The organism is Streptomyces speibonae, assembly GCF_984686075.1.
Genome location: NZ_OZ480260.1, coordinates 6,987,721 through 7,008,999, shown reverse-complemented (window position 1 = coordinate 7,008,999; position 21,279 = coordinate 6,987,721). Strand labels below are relative to the sequence as shown.

Annotated in this window: 18 protein-coding genes; 1 reads left to right on the top strand and 17 read right to left on the bottom strand. The window is 73.1% G+C overall.

Going from position 1 to position 21,279, the window contains the following annotated elements:
- Positions 1-17 precede the first annotated feature (17 nt).
- The 9 genes from AC5L3C_RS31625 to fmt all read right to left on the bottom strand — a co-directional run bounded on the left by AC5L3C_RS31625 (position 18) and on the right by fmt (position 11,370).
- Positions 18-806 carry a carbon-nitrogen hydrolase family protein gene (locus AC5L3C_RS31625; protein WP_493652483.1) on the bottom strand — a complete coding sequence of 263 codons (789 nt, stop codon included), beginning with the start codon at positions 804-806 and terminating at the stop codon, positions 18-20.
- Between the two features lie 994 nt (positions 807-1,800).
- Entirely contained in the window at positions 1,801-2,988 is a 1,188-nt protein-coding gene (locus tag AC5L3C_RS31620) for an MFS transporter (RefSeq protein WP_493652481.1), read from the bottom strand.
- A gap of 167 nt (positions 2,989-3,155) precedes the next feature.
- Positions 3,156-3,608 carry an Lrp/AsnC family transcriptional regulator gene (locus tag AC5L3C_RS31615; protein ID WP_344010607.1) on the bottom strand — a complete coding sequence of 151 codons (453 nt, stop codon included), beginning with the start codon at positions 3,606-3,608 and terminating at the stop codon, positions 3,156-3,158.
- Between the two features lie 10 nt (positions 3,609-3,618).
- Positions 3,619-5,100 (bottom strand): amino acid permease, encoded by a 1,482-nt coding sequence (locus AC5L3C_RS31610; RefSeq protein WP_493652478.1) that lies wholly within the window; start codon positions 5,098-5,100, stop codon positions 3,619-3,621.
- A gap of 276 nt (positions 5,101-5,376) precedes the next feature.
- Complete coding sequence (locus tag AC5L3C_RS31605) at positions 5,377-6,819, bottom strand: GuaB1 family IMP dehydrogenase-related protein (RefSeq protein ID WP_493654105.1); 1,443 nt, start codon at positions 6,817-6,819, stop codon at positions 5,377-5,379.
- Between the two features lie 240 nt (positions 6,820-7,059).
- Positions 7,060-8,103: a sugar-binding transcriptional regulator gene (locus tag AC5L3C_RS31600; protein ID WP_493652476.1), complete on the bottom strand. Its 1,044-nt coding sequence runs from the start codon at positions 8,101-8,103 to the stop codon at positions 7,060-7,062.
- A gap of 78 nt (positions 8,104-8,181) precedes the next feature.
- A complete protein-coding gene (rpe, locus tag AC5L3C_RS31595) occupies positions 8,182-8,868 on the bottom strand; it encodes a ribulose-phosphate 3-epimerase (protein ID WP_493652474.1) in 687 nt (228 codons plus the stop codon).
- Positions 8,869-8,951: 83 nt separating this feature from the next.
- A complete protein-coding gene (locus AC5L3C_RS31590; RefSeq protein ID WP_493652473.1) occupies positions 8,952-10,370 on the bottom strand; it encodes an RsmB/NOP family class I SAM-dependent RNA methyltransferase in 1,419 nt (472 codons plus the stop codon).
- Positions 10,371-10,437: 67 nt separating this feature from the next.
- On the bottom strand, positions 10,438-11,370 hold the full coding sequence (gene fmt / locus AC5L3C_RS31585) for a methionyl-tRNA formyltransferase (protein ID WP_493652471.1): 933 nt from the start codon (positions 11,368-11,370) through the stop codon (positions 10,438-10,440).
- Between the two features lie 230 nt (positions 11,371-11,600).
- Here fmt and AC5L3C_RS31580 point away from each other — a divergent pair, with 230 nt between their 5' ends.
- Positions 11,601-12,158: a hypothetical protein gene (locus tag AC5L3C_RS31580; protein WP_493652469.1), complete on the top strand. Its 558-nt coding sequence runs from the start codon at positions 11,601-11,603 to the stop codon at positions 12,156-12,158.
- 509 nt (positions 12,159-12,667) lie between these two features.
- Here AC5L3C_RS31580 and AC5L3C_RS31575 read toward each other — a convergent pair.
- From AC5L3C_RS31575 to AC5L3C_RS31540, 8 genes are all read right to left on the bottom strand, one after another.
- A complete protein-coding gene (locus AC5L3C_RS31575) occupies positions 12,668-14,815 on the bottom strand; it encodes a primosomal protein N' (protein ID WP_493652467.1) in 2,148 nt (715 codons plus the stop codon).
- 178 nt (positions 14,816-14,993) lie between these two features.
- On the bottom strand, positions 14,994-16,202 hold the full coding sequence (metK, locus tag AC5L3C_RS31570; protein WP_493652465.1) for a methionine adenosyltransferase: 1,209 nt from the start codon (positions 16,200-16,202) through the stop codon (positions 14,994-14,996).
- Positions 16,203-16,437: 235 nt separating this feature from the next.
- On the bottom strand, positions 16,438-17,640 hold the full coding sequence (gene coaBC, locus AC5L3C_RS31565; protein ID WP_493652463.1) for a bifunctional phosphopantothenoylcysteine decarboxylase/phosphopantothenate--cysteine ligase CoaBC: 1,203 nt from the start codon (positions 17,638-17,640) through the stop codon (positions 16,438-16,440).
- Between the two features lie 122 nt (positions 17,641-17,762).
- Complete coding sequence (rpoZ, locus tag AC5L3C_RS31560) at positions 17,763-18,035, bottom strand: DNA-directed RNA polymerase subunit omega (protein WP_004933985.1); 273 nt, start codon at positions 18,033-18,035, stop codon at positions 17,763-17,765.
- 76 nt (positions 18,036-18,111) lie between these two features.
- Entirely contained in the window at positions 18,112-18,669 is a 558-nt protein-coding gene (gmk, locus tag AC5L3C_RS31555; RefSeq protein ID WP_493652461.1) for a guanylate kinase, read from the bottom strand.
- A 37-nt stretch (positions 18,670-18,706) separates the two neighbouring features.
- Entirely contained in the window at positions 18,707-19,030 is a 324-nt protein-coding gene (locus AC5L3C_RS31550) for an integration host factor (RefSeq protein WP_003977346.1), read from the bottom strand.
- Positions 19,031-19,287: 257 nt separating this feature from the next.
- Positions 19,288-20,133 carry an orotidine-5'-phosphate decarboxylase gene (pyrF, locus tag AC5L3C_RS31545; RefSeq protein ID WP_493652459.1) on the bottom strand — a complete coding sequence of 282 codons (846 nt, stop codon included), beginning with the start codon at positions 20,131-20,133 and terminating at the stop codon, positions 19,288-19,290.
- The gene (locus AC5L3C_RS31540; protein ID WP_493652457.1) at positions 20,130-21,236 is read right to left on the bottom strand and encodes a quinone-dependent dihydroorotate dehydrogenase; all 1,107 of its coding nucleotides are present in this window, start codon (positions 21,234-21,236) and stop codon (positions 20,130-20,132) included. The genes pyrF and AC5L3C_RS31540 overlap by 4 nt, the downstream gene beginning before the upstream one ends.
- Positions 21,237-21,279: the final 43 nt, after the last annotated feature.

The following is a 21,279-nucleotide window of genomic DNA, read 5'->3' as shown; positions in this document are numbered from 1 at the left end:
GGTGGTACGAGGGAGGTTCAGACGAGAGACCGGTAGAGACCGGGACGGCGATCCCGTAGATACGGGTTGCTCTCACGTGAGGCGGCGAGAAGAAGAGGATCGGCCTCGGCAACCACGAGCTCCTCCCCCCGCCCGGCCCGGGCACGGGCGACTCCGTCGGGAGCGGCAAGCGTGGACAGCCCGACGAACTCGAACTCGCCCTCCTGGCCGACCCGGTTGACGTACGCGATGTACATCTGGTTCTCGAACGCCCGCACCGGCACGACGGCTTCGGCGACGAACTGGAACGGGTGGAGCAGTGCCGTGGGCACCAGCAGCAGGTCGGTCCCGGCGAGCGCGTGGGCGCGCACGTTCTCCGGGAACTCGACGTCGTAGCAGATCATCAGGCCGACGGTGAGGCCGTCGAGCTCGGCCTGGACCACCGTCCGCTCGCCCGGGGTGAAGTGGTCCCGCTCGAAGCAGCCGTACAAATGGGTCTTGCGGTGGTTCGCGAGGCGGGTGCCGTCGGCGGACACGAGCTGGACGGAGTTGTACACCGTGTCGCCGTCGCGCTCCGGGTAGCCGTAGGCGACGGCGAGGCCGTGCCGGGCGGCGGTCTCCGCGACCGCGTCGGCGGCGTCGCCGTCGGCGGGCTCGGCGAGCCGGCCCAGGTCGTCGCCGATCGCGTATCCGGTCAGGAACAGCTCCGAGGTGACGAGCAGCGCGGCGCCTGCGGCTGCGGCGCGGGCGGCCGCGTCGTCGAGGATCTTGAGGTTCTCGACGACGGAGCCGGGGCGGCCGGAGCTCTGGAGCAGGGCGGTGCGCATGCGTGATCCTCACCGGTACGCGGGGGTTTGCGGGGGCGAGATAGACGGTACGGGCGGGCGGCTCGGGGGGACAAGAAGGAGCCGTTGCGTGCGGGTGAGGGGTTTGTTGCGTGGGTGGGCGGGCGAACGGTGATTCATTGCACGGGGTGCCTTTGCGTTCCCCGGGGTGGCGTACGGCACCCAGCCCTGGTGCCGACCGGGGGTGTATTGCCCAGCCGCCGCTACCCCCGGTGCCCTGCGTTGGTGCTGGCCTGGGGTGTGTTGCACAGTCGGCGCTACCGCAGGGTGCAGTGCGTTGGTGCGGGCCGGGGGTGTTCGCGCAGCCCGGCGCCAGCGGGGTGCCTCCCCCACTCTCGGCTCCGCTCGAGCGGGAGGTACCCCCATGAGCGGGGGGACCCCCATCGCCCTGGGGGTACCTCCCAGGCCCTTCAGGCTCTGGGGGAGGCACGACTGCCCGCGGACCGCGGGAGCGGCGCGCGACTCGCGGGAGCGGCGCGGCGGTCGCCCGCCTGCGGCGCGGATGGCGGCGGATCGCGGATGGCGGCGGCCGGGCGCGGATCGCGAGAGCAGCAGCGTGCCCGCGATGCCCGGAGGCAGGGCGCGGATCGGGTGAGCGGCGGCGCCCCGCGATGCCCGGAGGCAGGGCGCCCGCGATGGCGGCAAGGCAGGGCGCCCGCGATGGCGGCAAGGCGGGGCGTCCGCGGCGGTGGCAGGCAGGGCGTCCCACCGCAGCGCGGATGGCGGTAGCAGGGCGCGGATCGCGGGAGCGGCGGCGTGCAGCCCGGGGAGGGCGGTAGGCGCCGACGGCGGGGAGGGGGCGGGGCGGGGGTGTGCGCCCGCAGTGGCTGGCGCGTCCGCGCCGTTCAGCCCCACCAACAAGCCCTATCGCGCCAGTCCGAGGACGTACACCCCCGGCACGGCCCCGCACCACCCACCCACCGCGGGCGCTACGCGCACCCCCACCGGAGGAGCACAGGCGCCGCAGGCATACGCATCACGACCGCGACCCCGCCAGCACCACCACCACCGCCGCCGTCACCAGGTATGGCACCGCCAGCACCGCGAAGGCCGTACTGTGCGCGTGACCCGACGCGATCAGCGCGTACACACCGAACGCACCAACCGTCGCCAGCTCCGTACCCAGCCCCGCGACCGAGGTCAGCGTGGCCCGCCCCGAGTCCTCGATGCGCCGCTGCAGCCGCGCGTCGGCCAGCACGGTCGCCGCCTGGAACCCGCCGAACGCGAGAGCCACGAGCACCAGCCCCCACGGCGTCCCGTCGGCCGCCCCCAGCACCAGCGCCAGCCCGGCACCGGCCAGCAGCACGGCAAGCCCTCGGCTCCCCAGCCGCTCACCCTCACCGGCCAGCAGGCTCCCCACCGTGGCCCCGGCCCAGATCAGCAGCAGCAGATACGGCACCGTCCCGTCCGCGACCCCGGTGTCGCGGACCAGCAACGGCGTGTACTCATCAAGCGCACCCCACACCGCGGTCACGGCCGGAACCAGCAGCAACGCCCCCCGCACCGACCGGTCGGCGCGCACCTCCGCGAGTCCGGCGCGCAGGGTCCCGGTCCAGGACCCGTGCCCCTCTCCCGCCGTCCGGTGCTCCGGAAACCGCAGGGCCGTGGCAGCTGTCAGCAGACACACCAGCACACTCGCCGCACCGACCGCCGCGTGACCGCCCCAGGCGAGCACGGGCCCGGCGAGCCCCATCGCCGCCATCACGGCAACGAGACCGGCCGCCCGCGCCCGCCCCATGATCCGGGCGTAGTCATCCTCCGCGCCGAGCCGTTCCAGCTCGTCGTAGACCAGCGCCTCCAGCGCACCGGAGCCGAGCGCACCGCCGGCACCCCACAGCACGAAACCGAGGGCGAAGGCGCCGTACGACGGCAGCAGCACCCACAGGGTGAAGGCGGCCGCGGTCAGCAGCGGGCCGAGCCACAGCAGCAGTCGGCGCGAGACCGTGTCGGCCCAGGCCCCGGAGGGGATCTCCAGCAGCACGCCGGTGACCGACCACAGGGCGAACAGCGACGAGATCTGCCAGACCGACAGCCCGGTGTCGCTGAACAGCAGCGCGTACACCGGGTACAGCAGAACGAATTCTTCGGAAAACGAGTAGCCGTACAGCGTGGTCGTCAGCCGTCGCACGCTGACGTCGGACGCACGCGTGGGCGTGAGAGTCATGAGGCCTTCCCGTAAGGGCGGATCGGACACCGGACGCGGAGGACGTACGGCATCCGAGGCGGCCCTCGAGAGGCGCGACTCGTGGATCAATGTCGCCAGGTCATAACACCCATATTAAACAGCGTCCCCCACCACCCGCCGGGTTTTTTCCACCCCCACCGCACGGCCTACGTCGGCGACCCCGACGAGAACCGTCGCAGCAGCGGCGACAGCACCAGCACCGACTTGGTCCGCTCGACGAACGGCTCGCCCGCGATGCGCTCCAGCACCCGTTCGAAGTGACGCATGTCCGAGGCGAAGACCTGGGCGACCGCGTCCGCGTCACCGGTGACGGTGGAGGCGGCGACGACCTCCTGGTAACGCTCAAGACCCCGCTGGATGGTCTCGGGGGACGTGTTGCTGCGGCAGTAGATCTCGACGAACCCCTCCGTCTCCCAGCCGAGGGCGGCGGGGTCCACCCGCACGGTGAACCCGGTGATCGCCCCGGTGGCGCGCAGCCGGTCCACGCGCCGCTTCACGGCGGGCGCGGACAGGCCGACGAGGTGGCCGATGTCCGCGTAGGAGCGGCGGGCGTCCTCGGCGAGGGCGTGCACGATGCGTTCGTCGAGATCGTTCAGCACGGCGGGTGGTTCACTTCGCTTCAGAGGGGGCCGGTGCGGCGGCGAGCCGGGAACGGCGGTAGCCGTACAGGAAGTAGAACACGAGCCCGACGGCCATCCAGACGCCGAAGACCACCCAGGTGACGGTGGACAGGCTGCCCATCATCCACAGGCAGAAGGCGAAGCCGACGGCGGGCAGCACCGGGGCCAACGGCACCCGGAAGGTGCGGGGCATGTCGGGGCGGGTCCGGCGCAGCACCACGACGGCCACGTTGACCAGCGCGAAGGCGAACAGCGTGCCGATGCTGGTGGCGTCGGCGAGCTGGCCGAGCGGAATGGCCGCGGCGAGCACGCCGCAGAAGAGGGAGACGATCAGGGTGTTGGTGCGCGGCGTGCCGGTCCTGGGGCTGACCTTGCCGAACGCCTTGGGCACGAGCCCGTCCCGGGACATGGCGAACAGGATGCGGGTCTGGCCGTAGAGCACGGTCAGGACGACGCTCGCGATGGCGATGACGGCGCAGAACGCGAGCAGGGTGCCCCAGAAGCTCTGGCCGGTGACGTCACTCATGATCCGGGCGAGCGTGGCCTCGGAGTCGGTGAACTGCTGCCAGGGTTTGGCGCCCACGGCGACGGCGGCGACCAGGACGTACAGCGCGGTGATGACGGCGAGCGAGAGCAGGATGGCGCGGGGCAGGTCGCGCTGGGCGTTCTTCGCCTCCTCACCGGCGGTGGAGGCGGCGTCGAAGCCGATGTACGAGAAGAACAGCGTCGCCCCCGCGGCGCTGACGCCGGCCATGCCGAGCGGCATGAAGTGGTCGTAGTTGCCGGAGCGGAACCCCTGGACGCCGACGGCGCAGAACAGCACGAGGGCGCCGATCTTCACCGCGACCATGATCGTGTTGGCGCGGGCGGACTCGCGCGCGCCGCCCATCAGGAAGGCCATGGCGAGCAGGACGACGATCAGCGCGGGCAGGTTGAAGATGCCGCCGTCGCCGGGCGGGGCGGACAGCGCGGCGGGGATGGTGACGCCGATGGTGCCGTCGAGCAGTTCGTTGAGGTACTCGCCCCAGCCGACGGCGACGGCGGCGACCGACACGCCGTACTCCAGCATCAGGCACCAGCCGCAGACCCAGGCGACCAGTTCGCCCATCGTTGCGTACGCATACGAGTAGGAGGAGCCGGAGACCGGGATGGTGCCCGCCAGCTCGGCGTAGGAGAGGGCGGAGAAGAGGGCCGTCAGACCGGCTATGACGAAGGAGAGCGTGACGGCGGGACCGGCCTTGGGGACGGCCTCGCCGAGGACGACGAAGATGCCGGTGCCGAGGGTGGCACCGATGCTGATCATGGTCAGCTGCCACAGCCCGAGGGAGCGGCGCAGCGAGCCGCCGTCGCCCTGCCCACCCTCGGCGACCAGGTGTTCCACGGGCTTGCGGCGCATGAGGCGCGCGCCGGCCCCCGGGGACCGCGGGGCGGCGGGACTGCTCTTGTGCGGGGGGGCGCCTTGATCGAGCACGCGCTGACTCCTTCGTCGCTGCCGGTGTTCCGCGGCAGGGACCGACGGCGTCCCGCGACAGCCGGGACCCGTCGAGCGGGGTCCCCGCCGCACCACGTACAGCGCGTAACCCTACGAGGTTCTTCGTTGCTCCTGAAATGCAGCAACCTTGCGCACTGCCGCAAGATCATTGCGTTGCTCGCGGGGACGCGGGCCTTCGTTGCGCCGGGCCTTTCGTCCGTTGCGGCCCGGTCCCCGTCCGTTGCGGCCCGGTCCCCGCCGGGCGAACGCCCGCGGTCAGTTCCAGCTGGCGTGGAGGGGCTTGCCCTCGGCGTATCCGGCGGCGCTCTGGATGCCCACGACGGCCTTCTCGGCGAACTCCTCGAGCGTGCCGGCACCGGCGTAGGTGCAGGAGGAACGGACGCCCGCGATGATCGAGTCGATCAGGTCCTCCACGCCCGGGCGCTCCGGGTCGAGGAACATCCGGGAGGTCGAGATGCCCTCCTCGAAGAGCGCCTTGCGTGCCCGGTCGTAGGCCGACTCCTCGGAGGTGCGGTTGCGCACGGCGCGCGCGGAGGCCATGCCGAAGGACTCCTTGTAGGGGCGGCCGTCGGCGTCGTGCTGGAGGTCGCCCGGGGACTCGTAGGTCCCGGCGAACCAGGAGCCGATCATCACGTTGGACGCGCCGGCCGCGAGCGCCATCGCGACGTCGCGCGGGTGGCGGACGCCGCCGTCGGCCCAGACGTGCTTGCCGTACTTCCTCGCCTCGGCGGCGCACTCCAGGACGGCGGAGAACTGGGGCCGGCCGACGCCGGTCATCATGCGGGTGGTGCACATGGCCCCGGGACCGACACCGACCTTGACGATGTCCGCGCCGGCCTCGATGAGGTCGCGGACGCCCTCGGCGGAGACGATGTTGCCGGCGACGACCGGGACCTGCGGGTCGAGGCCGCGCACCAGCCGGACCGCGCCGATCATGGACTCCTGGTGGCCGTGCGCGGTGTCGATGACGAGCGTGTCCACGCCCGCCTCGAGGAGCTGCTTCGCCTTGCCCGCCACGTCGCCGTTGATGCCGACCGCGGCGGCGATGCGCAGCCGGCCCCGGTCGTCGGTGGCGGGCGTGTACAGGGTGGCGCGCAGGGCGCCCTTGCGGGTCAGGATGCCGGCCAGGCGGCCCTCGGCATCCACGGCGGGCGCGTAGCGGCGGTTGGCGCCGTCGAGGGTGTTGAAGGCCTCCCGCGGGTCCATGCCGGCGTCCAGGAGGAGCAGGTCCTTGGACATGACCTCGTCGAGCTGGGTGAAGCGGTCCACGCCGGTCAGGTCGGCGTCGGTGACCACGCCGACCGGACGGCGCTCCTCGTCGACGACCACGCCCGCGTTGTGCGCCCGCTTGGGCAGCAGGGACAGCGCGTCGGCGACGGTCTGGTGAGGGGCCAGCACGATCGGGGTGTCCAGCACCAGGTGGCGGGACTTCACCCAGGAGACGACCTCGGCGACGACCTCGATCGGGATGTCCTGCGGTATGACGACCAGTCCGCCGCGCCGGGCGACCGTCTCGGCCATGCGGCGGCCGGCGATGGCGGTCATGTTGGCGACGACGAGCGGGATGGTGGTGCCCGTGCCGTCCGGGGAGCTGAGGTCCACACCCTGCCGCGAGCCGACCGCGGAGCGGCTCGGCACCATGAAGACGTCGTCGTACGTCAGGTCGTACGGGGGCTGGATGTCGTTGAGGAAACGCACGTGCTGCACATCCCAGTCGATCAGAGGTGGCCCCCGGGCAGGTCAGCCAGGGGGAAGAGCACGTACTTGATTGTCCCATGCCGACCGGTACGCCGACTCCGGGAGCATCGTCCAAGCCGATCGGAGCACCGCTCGGAGCTTCCTCCAGGAGCCGCCTGAAGAGCCGCCGCGAAGGCGAGGGCGGGGCATGCTCAGGCACCGTGGTACCGGTACCGGAACACGCCCCGCCCCGTGTCGCGTTCAGGCGGCGTCGGGGTCCGCGCGGTTGAGGGCGGACCGCGGGGCCGGTCCCACCGTCATCAGATAGTCGGCGGCGGATGTGTCCGTCACCAGGCTGGTGACGAGCCCGGAGCGCAGTACGGCGTCGATCGCGGGCCCCTTGCGCTGTCCGCCGGCGATCGCGACGACCTCGGGGACGCGGCGGAGCTGGTCCGTCTTGACGGTGATGCACCGCTCTCCGAGGTCCCGGCCGACCCGGCGCCCCTGGGCGTCGAAGAGGTGCGCGGACATCTCCGCGGCGACGCCGAGGGAGGCGTAGTGCGCCCGCTCCTCGTCACTGAGCATGTCGTGCACCGTCGAGATGCCCGGCTCCCAGGAGCCGATGGAGACACACGCGACGGTGACCTTGTCGAAGTACTCGAAGGCCCGCGCGATCCCGGTCTGGTGGCGCAGCGCCTCCGCGGTGGCCGCGTCGGGCAGCAGCATCGGCGCGTAGATGGGGTGGGCGTCGCCGCCCGACACCTGCGCGGCGCGGCGTACGGCCTCGACGGAGCCGCGCTCGGCGGTCCCGGCGTCGTACACGCCCGTCAGCTGCACGACGGTGCAGGGCGGCAGCCGGTCCAGGGCCGCCGCCATGTGGATGGTGGAGCGGCCCCAGGCCAGGCCCAGCACATCCCCTTCGTTGACCAGCTCGCCGAGCAGGTCGGCGGCCACTTCTCCCAGGTTCTCGGGGTCGGGTGTCTCCTCGGCCTCGGCCGGGGACTCGACCACGACGGCGTGCCTGAGGCCGTAGCGGGCGCGGAGCGCGTCGGAGCGCTCGGCGTCCAGTTCGGCCGGCACACGGATCTCGATCCGTACGAGATCCCGTTCGAGGGCGGTCTCCAGGACCCGGGCCACCTTGAAGCGGCTGACGCCGAACTCCTCGGCGATCTGGATCTTGGACTTGCCCTCGAGGTAGAAGCGGCGGGCCATGGCCGCCGCCTGCACCAGCTCAGCGGGTCCCATCCGCGTGGCTGACCGGCCCGCCGACATACCCGACACGGCGATCTCCTCACTGCTGTTCACACTCTGGATTCGCCGTTCATCCTTGCAGATCCGGCGCGGTCGATCAGCCCTCGCGGGCGCCGTTCATGTTCCTGACGCTCAGTGGTCGCATGCCCACGATGCCTTGGCCGTCGCGGCCTGAGCCCGATCGCGCAGTGCACGGACCGCCTCGGCCGGGTCGAATGCCCCGTACACGGCGGAGCCCGCGACGAAGACGTCGGCGCCGGCGTCCGCGCACCGCTCGATGGTGGACGCCGAGACACCGCCGTCGACCTGGAGCCAGAGCTCGAGACCGTGCTTGCGGATCAGCTCACGGGTGCGGCGGATCTTCGGCAGCATGATGTCGAGGAACGCCTGCCCGCCGAAGCCGGGTTCAACCGTCATGATCAGCAGCATGTCCAGCTCGGGGAGCAGATCCTCGTAGGGCTCGACGGGCGTGGCCGGCCGCAGCGCCATGGAGGCGCGGGCGCCCTTGGCCCGGATCTCCCGGGCGAGCCGTACGGGCGCGGTGGCGGCCTCGACGTGGAAGGTGACGGAGCCGGCCCCGGCCTCCACGAACTGGGGGGCCCACCGGTCGGGGGCCTCGATCATGAGGTGGCAGTCCAGCGGGGTGTCCGTCGCACGGGCCAGCGACTCCACGACCGGCACGCCGAGCGTGAGGTTCGGGACGAAGTGGTTGTCCATGACGTCGACGTGGAGCCAGTCGGCTCCATCGACCGCCTTCGCCTCGTCCGCGAGGCGTGCGAAGTCGGCGGACAGGATGCTGGGGCTGATCTGCGGGGCCATGGACCAAGCCTGCCATGTCCCGCGGGGGATTCCCGCACCGGTCCACCAGGCAGACAGCGCTGCGCGCCCGATGTCCGCGTACGTCAGCCGGTGCAGCGCAGGAGGGCCAGGTACATCGCGTCGGTGCCGTGCAGGTGGGGCCAGAGCTGGACGTCGGGGCCCTCGCCCAGGTGCGGTACGCCGGGCAGCAGGGGCCTGGCGTCGATCAGGTCGGCGTCCGGGAACTGCTTGAGGAGGTCGGCGACCACCGCACGGGTCTCCGCGAGGTGCGGCGAGCAGGTGGCGTAGCCGACGACGCCGCCGACCCGCACGGACTCCAGGGCGGTGCGCAGCAGCCCCCGCTGGAGGGGCGCGAAGCCGTCCAGGTCCTCCGGGCGGCGACGCCAGCGTGCCTCGGGCCGGCGGCGCAGGGCGCCGAGGCCGGTGCACGGCACGTCGACCAGCACCCGGTCGAAGGTGCCGGGGCGCCACGGGGGGCGTGTCCCGTCGGCGGCGACGACCCGGTACGGCCCGGGGTTCCCGGCGAGCGCCTTCGCCACCAGGCCGGCCCGGTGCGGCTGCTTCTCGGAGGCCAGCAGCGCGGCGCCCCGCTCGGCGGCGAGCGCCCCGAGCAGCGCCGCCTTGCCGCCCGGCCCGGCGCAGCCGTCCAGCCACAGCCGGTCGCGGCCCTCGACGGGAGCGGCGGCGAGCGCGAGGGCGACCAGCTGGCTGCCCTCGTCCTGGACACCGGCCCGGCCCTCCGCCACGGCCGGGACGGCGCCCGGCTCCCCGCCCTCGGTCAGGCGTACCGCGTGGGGCGACCAGCGGCCGGGGACGGCGGCCTCCTCACCGAGCAGTTCGGCCGTGGTGGCCCGGCCGGGGCGGGCCACGAGCGTCACCTCGGGCCGTTCGTTGTCCGCCCGCAGCAGTTCCTCGATGCCGGCGCGGTCGCCGCCCAGGGAGTCCCACAGCGCGGAGACGACCCACCGGGGGTGCGAGTGGACGACGGCGAGGTGGTCCTCGGGGTCCTCGTCGTAGGGCGGCGCGACCCGTTCCAGCCAGCCGTCTAGATCGTCCTGCGCGATCCTGCGCAGCACCGCGTTGACGAACTTCGCCCGCCCGTCGCCGAGCACCACCCGGGCCAGTTCCACGGTGGCGGAGACCGCGGCGTGCGTCGGGATCCGGGTGCCGAGCAGCTGGTGCGCGCCCAGGCCGAGCACGTCCAGCACCGGCGGGTCGACGTCGCGCAGCGGCCGGTCGACGCAGGCCGCGATGATCGCGTCGTACGTCCCCTGCCGGCGCAGCGTGCCGTACACCAGCTCGGTGGCGAGGGCGGCGTCCCTGGCGTCGAAGTCGCCCTTCTCGCGCGCCTTGCGCAGCAGCGGGGGCAGGACGAGGTTGGCGTAGGCGTCCCGCTCGTCCACGGCCCGCAGGGCCTCGAAGGCGAGGATGCGGACGGGGTCCTTCTTGGGCCGGCGGTAGGGCTTGGCGGGCCTGCGCGGCCGACGGGGCTGGTCGCTCACGAAAAAGGTGCTCCGGAGGTGGGGTGAAGTGCGCGGTCCAGCCTACGTCGTGGCCGTCGCCGGGGTCTCAGCCGCCGAGGGTCTCCCCCGCGGTGATCCGCGCCCCGCGCGCCCAGTCCGCCGCCCGCATCGGCTTCTTGCCCTGGGCCTGCACCCACAGCAGTTCCACGGCGTACGAGGCGGTGCCCACGTGCACGTGGTTCTTGCCGACGGAGAGCTGCCCGGGCGCCAGCTCGGTGACGTCCGGTACGGGGGCGGCCTGGACGATCTTCAGCCGCTCGCCCCGGAAAGTGGTCCAGGCGCCGGGCGCGGGCGTGCAGCCGCGCACCACCCGGTCGACGCGCAGCGCCGGGGTGTTCCAGTCGACGCGGGCGTCCTCGACGGTGACCTTGGGGGCGAGGCTGACGCCCTCGGCGGGCTGCGGCACGGGCTTGAGCGTGCCGTCGTCGATGCCGTCCATGGTCGCGGCGAGCAGGCCGGCGCCGGCGAAGGCGAGCCGGGTGAGCAGGTCGCCGCTGGTGTCGGTGGGGCGGATCTCCTCGGTGACGGTGCCGTAGACGGGCCCGGAGTCGAGGCCCTCCTCGATGAGGAAGGTGGAGGCGCCCGTGATCTCGTCGCCGGCCATGATGGCGTGCTGCACGGGCGCGGCGCCGCGCCAGGCGGGGAGCAGCGAGAAATGCAGGTTGACCCAGCCGCGGGCGGGGATGTCCAGGGCGGCGCGGGGCAGCAGGGCGCCGTAGGCGACGACCGGGCAGCAGTCCGGCGCGATCTCCTCGAGCCGCTCGAGGAACCCGGGGTCCTTGGGCCTGACCGGCTTCAGCACCTCGATCCCGGCCTCCTCCGCGCGCTCGGCGACGGGTGAGGCGACCAGCCTGCGTCCGCGTCCGGCGGGCGCGTCGGGCCGGGTGACGACGGCCGCCACCTCGTGCCGCCCGGAGGCGAGAAGAGCGTCCAGGGAGGGAACGGCGACCTCGGGGGTGCCGGCGAAGACGAGCTTCATGGGGTGCGTAGGGCCTCTCGGGCGGGGGCGTCCAGGGACAGCGCACCAGTCTATGGGCCCGGGCGGCACCCCCACGCGGGGACGGCCGCCGGCGGCGCGGGGGCGTACGCATATGCCGCCGCGCCCCCACCCCGTGACCCGTGGAGCGCCTGCGCGTTGGTCAAGAAAGAGTTGACCACGGGCCCCGCAACGGGCTCATTCCTTTCAACGCCGGTTCGAGAGGCTTGTTCATGGCCGACCACGCAACCCACGACGCCCAGGCTCGGGCCAGCCTGCACTTGCTGGTGCGCGACATCGAGCGGGTCCGCCGGCAGGTGGACGCACTGCGCACGCTCACCGCCCAGCTGGGCAACGTCTACCGCCCGCGCCGCTCCGGCCCCTCCACGGGCTTCGTCGTCTACGGACGCGCCCCCGCCCCGACGGTCCGTCTCGCCCAGGAGCTGCGGGACAGTGTCGAGACCCTGGTGACGGCGGCGGTGGACTTCGACCGCTCGCTGGGCTTCTCGTGGGACGCGGTGGGCTCCGCGCTCGGAGTCACCAAGCAGGCGGTGCACCGCCGCTACGGTTCCCGCCGCGCGGCGGCCCAGACGTCGCCCGCGACCCCCACCGCCGAAACGGAGCGCGCCCCGGAGTCCTCGGGCACCCGCACGGTCAATGTGGGCGCCGGTGTCTCCACGGTGCCGACCGTCCCCGCCGCCCGCTCCATGCCGACCCAGCCCACGGCCGGCAGCCCCTCCCTGCGCGACGACCCCCGCCCCACGGTCTTCCCCGCCCCGCGCAACGGCTGACCACCGCCAGGGCCGAGCCCTCACGGGGCCCACTCCCCACACGGGCTGAGCCCTCGTACGAAACCAACCCGCCGCCCCGGCCCTCCCGGGCACACCGCCACACGAGGGCGCGGCGTCGGCCTACCCGCGCCTACCCAGGCGAGCTACCGCCCCTGCGAGTCCGGGTCCCCCGGCCAGGGCGGCGCCGTGCCCGGGAACCCAGATCCACGCCTTGCCCCACCCGGGCGGAGGTGTGCCGGGGCCTCGCGGGCGGCCGGCTGCACAGAGCTGAGCTTGGACAGGGCCGGCCCGCCCCCGCCCTCCCGGGCCCACCGCCCCGGGAGGGCGCGGCACATCCGCCGCGGGTTCTCAGCGCCGTGGCCCAGGGGAGCCTGGGCCGGCGCCCGGTCCCGGTGCTCCCCGGGCGGAGGTGCGGCCAGGTGTCGCGGGCGGTCAGCCGGACGGAGTCGAGCCCTCGCACGGGGCCCACCCGACGACCCGTCCCTGCCCTCCCGGGGGCGTGGGGCTGGTCAGCCGATGTCCAGGGGATCGATTCGGACCCATACCGGCGTGCTGCCGCCGCGGGCCATGCGGGTTGCCTGTGCTGCCTTCAGGGCGGCGGCCAGGGGGGCGCCGTGGCCCGGGGGGACGCGGATCAGGGCTCGGTCCCAGTGTTCACCGGGCGGGGGTGCGCCCGGGCGCCGGGGGCGGCCTGCCGGGGTGACCGGCAGGGGTACGGGGCCCAGGATCTCCGCGCGTGCCGGCAGCTCCACCGCGCGGAGGAACTCCGTCACCGCGTCCCCGGGCCCGGACACCGCCGCCATCCGCGACACCGGCGGGAAGCCCAGCTCCCCGCGCTCGGCCAGTTCCCGCACGGCGTGCCCGACCGGGTCCCACCGCACCAGCGCCTGCACCGGCCGCAGCGTCGGCTCCGCGACCACCACCACCGTGCCCCCCGCCGTCTGGGAGCGGACCAGCGCCGCGGCACCGATCCAGCGGCGCAGCGCGTCCTCCCCGGACCGCAGGTCGGGCCTGCTCAGCATCGCCCACCCGTCCAGCAGCAGCGCCGCGGCGTACCCGCCCTCGGCCACCGGCTCCGCGCCCGGCGTGCTGACCACCAGCGCGGGCGTCCCCGGCACCGTGTCCAGCACGTGCTCGCGGCCCGAGGTCCGCACCGGAACGGCCGGAAAGGCCCGGCCCAGCTCCTCGGCGGTGCGGCGCGCCCCCACCACCTGGGCCCGCAGCCGGAAGCCGCCGCAGTCGGGACAGTGCCAGCCGTTCTCCTCGCGCCCGCACCATCCGCACCGCAGGTCGTCGGATCCCCGGGCCTCCAGCGGCCCGGCGCAGTGCCGGCAGCGTGCCGGGGCGCGGCAGGTGGCGCACGCCATCCGTGGCACGTATCCGCGCCGGGGCACCTGGACCAGGACCGGCCCGTGCCGCAGTCCCTCCCTGGCGGCCTGCCAGGCGAGTGTCGGCAGCCGCGCCGCGCGGGCCGCCTCGTCGCGCGCGAGGTCCAGGTCGCCCACGGTGCGCACCAGCGGCGCGGCCGCCCGTACCTGCTCCCTGCCCGCGACCAGCGGGCGTGCCCAGCCGGTGTCGACGAGCTGGGCGGCCTCCACGGTGCAGCTCCAACCGCCGAGCAGGAAGCCGCACTTGTCCTGTGCCGCCCGCAGCAGCAGCACCTCGCGGGCATGCGGTTGCGGGGCGTGCTGCTCGCTGTGGCTGTCGTCGCCGTCGTCCCAGACGGCGACCAGGCCGAGGTCGCGCACCGGTGCGAACATCGCCGCCCGCGTTCCGATGACGACCCGCACCGATCCCCGCCGTACGGCGAGCCACTGCGCGTACCGCTTCTCGGGGCCGGCGTCGGCGGTGAGGACCGCGTGCCGCCCCTCCCCCAGCAGCGCGGTGAGGGCGGCGTCCACGCGGGCGACGGTCCGTCCGTCGGGCAGGACGGCCAGCGCGCCGCGTCCGGAGGCCAGGGTCGCGGCGAGGGCCCTGGCCAGTTCCTCGCTCCACTGCGGTCCGGGCAGCGCGTTCCACACGGCCCGGGGGGCGCCTCCGGCGGCCAGTGACTCCAGGAAGGCGGGGCCCTGCTCGTAGCGCTCCCAGGAGCCGGGGGCGGGCGGCGGAGGCGGGGGCTGCGGGGCGGGGGAAGGCCGCTTCTCGGCGCGGGCGTTGCGCGGCGGCACGGCGAGCTGGAGCACGTCGGCGAGGCTGCCCGCGTACCGGTCGGCGACGGCGCGGGCGAGCGCCAACAGTTCCTCGTCGAGCACCCGCTCGGGCGAGACGACCTGGGCCAGCGCCGCCAGGGGGCCCGTGTAGTCGGACTCGGCGAGCCGCTCGACGAGGAACCCGTCGATCAGGCCGCCGCCCTCCCGCCGGCCCTCGCGCACCCGGTGCCGGCCGGCGCCGAACCGTACCCGGACCCGGACGCCCGGCTGGGCGTCGGCGTCCAGCTCCTCGGGCACGGCGTAGTCGAAGTAGCGGTCGAGGTGGAGCACTCCCTTGTCGACGAGGACCCGGGCGACGGGCAGCTCCTTGGCGAGCGCGGCACCCCGCCAGGTGCGCGGCTTGGCCCGGGGCGCGGCGGCCTTGCGCACGCTCTCCCGGATGAGCGCGAGCTGCTCGGGCGGGGTGCCCTCCGCGCCGCCGTCCGCGGGTCCGTTGTCGCTGCTCACGCTTGCATTCTTACCAAACGCCACCGACAACGGCGCCGGGCCCGAGACCGGTCTCGGGTACGGGGACTCGCCCGCGTCCGCGCGGCCCCGCGCCCGGATGTGCGGTGGGCCCGAGGTACGCGCCGGGGCCCGGCACCCCCGCGGAGGGGGCGCCGGGCCCCGGAGGGACGGCGTGGGGCTACAGCCCGGCGGCCTTGCGCAGGGCGTCGACGCGGTCGGTGCGCTCCCAGGTGAAGTCGGGCAGCTCACGGCCGAAGTGACCGTAGGCGGCGGTCTGGGCGTAGATGGGCCGCAACAGGTCGAGGTCGCGGATGATGGCTGCCGGGCGCAGGTCGAAGACCTCGTCGATGGCCCGCTCGATCCTCTCCACGTCGACCTTGGCGGTGCCGAAGGTCTCCACGAACAGGCCGACCGGCTCGGCCTTGCCGATCGCGTACGCCACCTGCACCTCGCAGCGTCCGGCGAGGCCCGCGGCGACGACGTTCTTGGCGACCCAGCGCATCGCGTAGGCCGCCGAGCGGTCCACCTTGGAGGGGTCCTTGCCGGAGAAGGCGCCGCCGCCGTGGCGGGCCATGCCGCCGTAGGTGTCGATGATGATCTTGCGGCCGGTCAGGCCCGCGTCGCCCATGGGGCCGCCGATCTCGAACCGGCCGGTGGGGTTCACCAGCAGCCGGTACTTCTCGGTGTCCAGCTTGATGCCGTCGTCCAGGAGCGACTTCAGCTCCGGCTCCACGACGAACTCGCGGATGTCGGGCGCGAGCAGCGACTCGAGGTCGATGTCGCTCGCGTGCTGCGAGGAGACGACCACGGTGTCCAGGCGGACGGCCTTGTCGCCGTCGTACTCGATGGTGACCTGGGTCTTGCCGTCGGGGCGCAGGTAGGGGATGGTCCCGTTCTTGCGCACGTCGGACAGGCGCTTGGAGAGCCGGTGGGCGAGGAAGACGGGGAGCGGCATCAGCGTCGGCGTCTCGTCCGTCGCGTAGCCGAACATCAGGCCCTGGTCGCCGGCGCCCTGGCGGTCCAGTTCGTCGTCGTCGCCCTCGACGCGGGCCTCGTAGGCGGCGTCGACGCCCTGCGCGATGTCCGGGGACTGCGCGCCGATCGACACCGACACGCCGCAGGAGGCGCCGTCGAAGCCCTTCTTGGAGGAGTCGTAGCCGATCTCAAGGATCTTGTTGCGCACCAGCGTCGCGATGTCCGCGTACGTCTTGGTGGTGACCTCGCCGGCCACGTGCACCAGGCCGGTGGTGATCAGGGTCTCGACGGCGACCCGGGAGGCCGGGTCCTCGCGGAGCAGCGCGTCGAGGATGGTGTCGCTGATCTGGTCAGCGATCTTGTCGGGGTGACCCTCGGTCACGGACTCCGAGGTGAACAGACGACGGGACACAACGCTCCCTGGGGTTGCAGCGGCTGCTGGCTGATCATTGGCGGACGGCGGGGGCTGCACCCGACGCCGTCCGTGGAACAGTTTATCGGTCGCGCTTCACCGCGGGCCCCCTGTCTCGTCTCGCGAGAGTGCTGTGACCTGCGGCACGGGCATTCTCTCCGGGCCGGGCGAGGTTCGCCAGAGGCGCCACACCCTCCCGGGGGAAGGTTTACGGAGCCGCGGGTGACTCAAGCACTCATCCGAGCCGGTCGGCCACCAGGTCCCAGACGGTTTCGGCCACGGTCTCCTTGGGGCCGTGCGGGACGGGGGTCTCGCTGCCGTCCGCGCCCAGTACCACGGCCTCGCTCTCGTCCGCGCCGAAGGTCTTGCGCTCCCCCACCTCGTTCACCACGAGCAGATCGCAGCCCTTGCGCTTCAGCTTGGCGCGCCCGTTGGCGAGCACGTCGTCGGTCTCGGCGGCGAAGCCCACGATCACCTGTCCGGGCCGCGCCCGGTCGCCGGAGATCTCGGCGAGGATGTCCGGATTCCGTACCAGGGTGATGGGCTCCGGCTCCCGGTCGTCCTTCTTCTTGATCTTCCCGGTCGCGTAGGCCGCCGGGCGGAAGTCGGCGACGGCGGCGGCCATGACCACCGCGTCCGCGTCGACGGCGGCGGTGAGGACGGCCTCGCGCAGTTCGGCGGCGGTCCCGACGGGGACGACGTCCACCCCGGCGGGGTCGGGAAGGGCGGTGTTGGCCGCGATCAGCGTGACGCGGGCGCCCCGGGCGGCGGCGGTGCGGGCGAGGGCGTAGCCCTGCTTGCCCGAGGAGCGGTTGCCGAGGAAGCGGACGGGGTCGAGGGGCTCGCGGGTGCCCCCGGCACTGACGACGACGTGCCGTCCCGCGAGGTCGGGTGCGGTGGCGCCGCAGGCCAGGACCCGGCGGCAGACCTCGAAGATCTCCCCCGGGTCGGGCAGCCGGCCCTTGCCGGTGTCGACGCCGGTGAGGCGTCCGACGGCCGGTTCGATGACGACGGCGCCCCGGGCGCGCAGCGTCGCCACGTTGTCCTGGGTGGCCGGGTGCTCCCACATCTCGGTGTGCATGGCGGGGGCGAAGACCACCGGGCAGCGGGCGGTGAGGAGGGTGTTGGTGAGGAGGTCGTCGGCCAGCCCGTGGGCGGCCTTGGCCAGCATGTCCGCCGTGGCGGGGGCGACGACCACCAGGTCGGCGTGCTGCCCGATGCGGACGTGGGGCACCTCGTGGACGTCGTCCCAGACCTCGGTGGAGACCGGGTGGCCGGAAAGGGCGGACCAGGTGGCGGCGCCGACGAAGTGCAGGGCGGAGGCGGTGGGGACGACCCGCACGTCGTGCCCCGACTCCGTCAGCCGCCGGAGCAGCTCACAGGCCTTGTACGCGGCGATGCCGCCGCTGACCCCCAGTACGACCTTCGGCTTGTCCACCGTCTCTCCCCGGACCTCGGAAATGTGCGACCACACCCCATGAGACACCACAGGCCCGGCAGGTGTACTGCCGGGCCTGTGGAAAAGTCAGCTGCGAGCTGATGGTACGACGTACTGACCGATTACTGGCCGGGGCCTTCGACGGCCTCGGAGGTCAGCAGTCCCGCGTTGATCTCGCGCAGGGCGATCGAGAGCGGCTTCTCGTGGACATGGGTGTCGACAAGGGGACCGACGTACTCGAGCAGGCCCTCGCCGAGCTGCGAGTAGTACGCGTTGATCTGGCGGGCCCGCTTGGCCGCGTAGATCACGAGGCTGTACTTCGAGTCCGTGGCCTCGAGGAGCTCGTCGATCGGCGGGTTGATGATGCCCTCGGGCGCGGAGATGGAAGAGGACACGCTCTACCTTCCGATGGATGGGAAAGATTCAGTCGGGAGACGACCGGTGAGCGGACCGCTGCACGGTCGCTCACGATCACACGACGTTCATCAAGGCTAGCAGCTCGCGGGCCACGTCCTCGACGGAGGTGTTGACCAGGGTGGTGTCGAACTCCGGCTCGGCCGCCAGTTCGGTCTTCGCGGCATCGAGCCGGCGCTCGATGACCTCGGGGGACTCGGTGCCCCGGCCCGTGAGCCTGCGCACGAGCTCCTCCCAGGAGGGAGGAGCCAGGAACACCAGCTGGGCGTCGGGCATGGACTCGCGGACCTGCCGCGCGCCCTGGAGGTCGATCTCCAGGAGCACGGGCACCCCCGCCTCCAGGTGCTCCTGCACCGCCGCGCGGGGTGTGCCGTACCGGTTCCCGGCGAACTCGGCCCACTCCAGCAGCTCGCCGTTGGCGATCAGCTTGTCCATCTCCTCGTCGGTGACGAAGAAGTAGTGGACTCCGTGCTGCTCCCCGGGGCGAGGCCCCCGGGTCGTCGCCGACACCGAGAGCCAGACCTCGGGGTGTTCCTTGCGCATATGGGCGACGACCGTGCTCTTGCCGACCCCGGAGGGGCCGGAGAGCACGGTCAGCCGCGGACGTTCAGTCATGCAGCGATTATTCCAGCAATCCCGCAGTGCCCGGGACTCAGGAGCCGGTGCTGCCGAACTCGCGCTCCAGGGAGGCGATCTGGTTGGAACCGAGACCCCGCACGCGGCGGCTCTCGGAGATGCCCAGTCGCTCCATGATCTGCTTGGCGCGGACCTTGCCCACGCCAGGCAGGGACTCCAGCAGGGCGGAGACCTTCATCTTGCCGATGACGTCGTTCTCCTGGCCCTGCTTGATGACCTCGTGAAGGGAGGCGCCGGAGTGCTTGAGTCGATTCTTGACCTCGGCCCGCTCCCGGCGAGCCGCGGCGGCCTTTTCGAGCGCGGCTGCGCGCTGTTCAGGGGTAAGGGGCGGAAGAGCCACGCCTACGTCACCTCGGATGTCGAACTGTCGGATACGGACCGGTGAGGAACCTAGTCGCCCCACACCTGGGGAGCCACGAGCAACACGCTTGCCCGTTCACTCTCCGTCGGAGACTAGCGGCCAAGTCCGCCGGAGTCAGCGAGAACAGCGGAAAAGTCCTGGTCAGCCTCCGTCAGGACGGGCATTTAGGACATATTGCCCCGGATTTGAGGGTGTATCCAGAGTGCGACGACCTCGGAATCCCTCGTCGAACGCTCTCAGACACCCGTCACGGCACCGCGGATCTCCTCCGCGAACCGCTCTGCGCGGTCACGCAGAGCGACGACATCGGGACCGTGGCGCAACACTCCCCGGCTGACGTTGGGCACGACATTGCGTACCGCGCGCCCGAACACGGCCGGAAGATCCGCCGCCGTGGCCCCCTGCGCCCCGATGCCGGGCGCCAGGAGGGGCCCGCCCATGTCCAGCCCGTACGAGGACAGATCGCCCAGCGTGGCGCCGACCACCGCGCCGAAGGAGCCCAGCGGCTCCTCGCCGGCGTTCTCCAGGGCCAGGTGCCCGAGCATGGTGGCGCCCACAGTGCGCCCGTCCGCGCGGACCGCGTGCTGCACCTCGCCGCCCTCCGGGTTGGACGTCAGCGCCAGCACGAACAGCCCGGTGCCGCTCTCGCGGGCCAGGGCGACGGCCGGGCTGAGCGAGCCGTAGCCGAGGTACGGGGAAACGGTGAGCGCGTCCGAGAACAGGGGCGCGTCCTTGTGGAGGAAGGATTCCGCGTAGGCGGCCATGGTGGAGCCGATGTCACCGCGCTTGGCGTCCATGACGACCAGCGCGCCGGCCGCCCGCGCCTCCTGGACCGTCTTCTCCAGCACCGCGACGCCGCGTGAGCCGAAGCGCTCGAAGAAGGCGCTCTGCGGCTTGAGCACGGCGATCCGGTCCGCGAGCGCCTCGACGACCGTGCGGCTGAACCGCTCCAGACCGGCCACGTTGTCGGTCAGCCCCCACTCGGCGAGCAGGGAGGCGTGCGGGTCGATGCCCACGCACAGCGGGCCCCGCTCGTCCATCGCGCGGCGCAGTCGCGCGCCGAAGGGTTCCAGTCCGGTCATGCCGTTGTCCTCACGTCGGCGCCCACCGCGTCGGCGAGCGAGGCGTAGGGGCTGGTGCGCAGCCGCGCGAGCAGTCCCTTGTGGATGGAGCGGGCCCAGAAGGGGCCCTGGTAGACGAACGCGCTGTACCCCTGGACCAGCGTGGCACCGGCCAGGATGCGCTGCCAGGCGTCCTCGGCGTTCTCGACGCCCCCGACGCCGACCAGGGTGATCCGGTCGCCCACGCGCGCGTAGAGGCGGCGCAGCACCTCGAGAGAGCGTGCCTTCAGGGGGGCGCCGGACAGGCCGCCGGTCTCCTTCACGACGCTCGGGTCGGAGGTCAGGCCGAGTCCCTCGCGGGCGATGGTGGTGTTGGTGGCGATGATCCCGTCCAGGCCCAGTTCCACCGCCAGGTCGGCGACGGCGTCGACGTCCTCGTCGGCGAGGTCGGGGGCGATCTTCACCAGCAGCGGGACCCGGCGTGACGGCACGCTGCGGCCAGCGGCCTCGCGGACCGCGGTGAGCAGCGGCCGCAGCTGGCCGACGGCCTGGAGGTCGCGCAGGCCGGGCGTGTTCGGCGAGGAGACGTTGACGACGAGGTAGTCCGCGTACGGGGCGAGCCGCTCGGCGGACTTCACGTAGTCGGCCACGGCCTCGTCCTCCGGTACGGCCTTGGTCTTGCCGATGTTGACCCCGACCACGGTCCGGAAGACGGGCCTGCGGGAGGCCAGCCGGGCCGCGACGGCGAGCGAGCCGTCGTTGTTGAAGCCCATGCGGTTGATCAGGGCCCGGTCGGCCACGAGGCGGAACAGCCGCTTCCTGGGGTTGCCGGGCTGTGCCTCCCCGGTCACCGTGCCGATCTCCACGTGGTCGAAGCCCAGCATGGCCAGGCCGTCGATGCCGACGGCGTTCTTGTCGAAGCCGGCGGCGAGACCGAAGGGGCTGTGCAGGCGCAGCCCGAGCGCCTCGGTGCGCAGTTCCTCGTGGCGGGGGGCGAGCACGGCGGCGACGAAGGTCCGCAGCACCGGAACGCGCGCGACGAGACGGATCCAGCGGAAGGCGACGTGGTGGGCCCGCTCCGGGTCCATCCGCCGGAAGAGCAGGGTGAAGAGAATCTTGTACATGGTGTCCTCATGAAGAGGGGGACACCGTTTCCGGTGTCCCCCT

Bases quoted from the DNA above. Each gene is read 5' to 3' on its own strand.
- gmk (WP_493652461.1), bottom strand. From the start codon at position 18,669: ATGACTGAACGTCCGCGGCTGACCGTGCTCTCCGGCCCCTCCGGGGTC.
- AC5L3C_RS31625 (WP_493652483.1), bottom strand. From the start codon at position 806: ATGCGCACCGCCCTGCTCCAGAGCTCCGGCCGCCCCGGCTCCGTCGTC.
- AC5L3C_RS31620 (WP_493652481.1), bottom strand. From the start codon at position 2,988: ATGACTCTCACGCCCACGCGTGCGTCCGACGTCAGCGTGCGACGGCTG.
- rpe (WP_493652474.1), bottom strand. From the start codon at position 8,868: ATGGCCCCGCAGATCAGCCCCAGCATCCTGTCCGCCGACTTCGCACGC.
- AC5L3C_RS31540 (WP_493652457.1), bottom strand. From the start codon at position 21,236: ATGTACAAGATTCTCTTCACCCTGCTCTTCCGGCGGATGGACCCGGAG.
- AC5L3C_RS31580 (WP_493652469.1), top strand. From the start codon at position 11,601: ATGGCCGACCACGCAACCCACGACGCCCAGGCTCGGGCCAGCCTGCAC.
- fmt (WP_493652471.1), bottom strand. From the start codon at position 11,370: ATGAAGCTCGTCTTCGCCGGCACCCCCGAGGTCGCCGTTCCCTCCCTG.
- pyrF (WP_493652459.1), bottom strand. From the start codon at position 20,133: ATGACCGGACTGGAACCCTTCGGCGCGCGACTGCGCCGCGCGATGGAC.